General features: G+C 46.1%; 3 rRNA genes. All 3 read left to right on the top strand.

Annotation, left to right across the window (positions count from 1 at the left end):
* Window positions 1-290: ribosomal RNA gene (locus tag BTR25_RS26645) — 23S ribosomal RNA — on the top strand; the annotation flags it as partial.
* A gap of 90 nt (window positions 291-380) precedes the next feature.
* Window positions 381-497: ribosomal RNA gene (gene rrf, locus BTR25_RS26650) — 5S ribosomal RNA — on the top strand.
* Between the two features lie 329 nt (window positions 498-826).
* Window positions 827-1,172, top strand: a 16S ribosomal RNA gene (locus BTR25_RS26655); the annotation flags it as partial.

The raw sequence follows: 1,172 nt of genomic DNA on the forward strand, positions 1-1,172 counted from the left end.
CCCTATCCGTCGTGGGCGCAGGAAATTTGAGAGGAGCTGTCCTTAGTACGAGAGGACCGGGATGGACGCACCGCTGGTGTACCAGTTGTCTTGCCAAAGGCATCGCTGGGTAGCTATGTGCGGACGGGATAAGTGCTGAAAGCATCTAAGCATGAAGCCCCCCTCAAGATGAGATTTCCCATAGCGCAAGCTAGTAAGAACCCTGAAAGATGATCAGGTTGATAGGTCAGAGGTGGAAGCGCGGTGACGTGTGGAGCTGACTGATACTAATCGTTCGAGGACTTAACCAAAACATAGCRATATGAGTAAGGTGAACTCGGTTTTACAAAACTTCTTCTACATTATCTAGTTTTGAGGGAATGAAACCTCAAACTTAATAGTCTGGTAATTAAGGCGAGAAGGTCACACCCGTTCCCATACCGAACACGGWAGTTAAGCTTCTCAGCGCCGATGGTAGTTGGGGCAGGCGCCCCTGTGAGAGTAGGACGTTGCCAGGCGAAAGACAGAAATTCACTTTCTGTCTTTTTTAATCCCATTAACAAAAATGGAAAAAACTATCTATTGTAAGTAAACACCGGCGGTGTTATGATAGGAAAGTCGCTTTTGAAGATGAATGTATTAAATAGAAACTTCATCAAGTAATTGGTAAAATTTTAATATTGATACACTAGTTGAAACGCGATATACTATTATTCCTGTCACAAACGGCAGTTAAATTGTTCTTTGAAAACTAAACAAACAAAAAAGTCAACAAACAATAAATTTTCATGTTTCTTCTATTAAATTAGAGAACATGAGCCAACGTAACAAATGAGCTATATCAACTTTCATGGAGAGTTTGATCCTGGCTCAGGACGAACGCTGGCGGCGTGCCTAATACATGCAAGTCGAGCGAATCWWGAGGTGCTTGCACCTCTTGGTTAGCGGCGGACGGGTGAGTAACACGTGGGCAACCTGCCTGTAAGACTGGGATAACATCGGGAAACCGATGCTAATACCGGATAATCCTTTTCCTCTCATGAGGGAAAGCTGAAAGTCGGCTTCTCGCTGACACTTACAGATGGGCCCGCGGCGCATTAGCTAGTTGGTGAGGTAACGGCTCACCAAGGCGACGATGCGTAGCCGACCTGAGAGGGTGATCGGCCACACTGGGACTGAGACACGGCCCAGAC

The sequence above is a fragment of the Bacillus sp. MRMR6 genome (genome assembly GCF_001940785.1).
GTDB lineage: Bacteria > Bacillota > Bacilli > Bacillales > Cytobacillaceae > Neobacillus.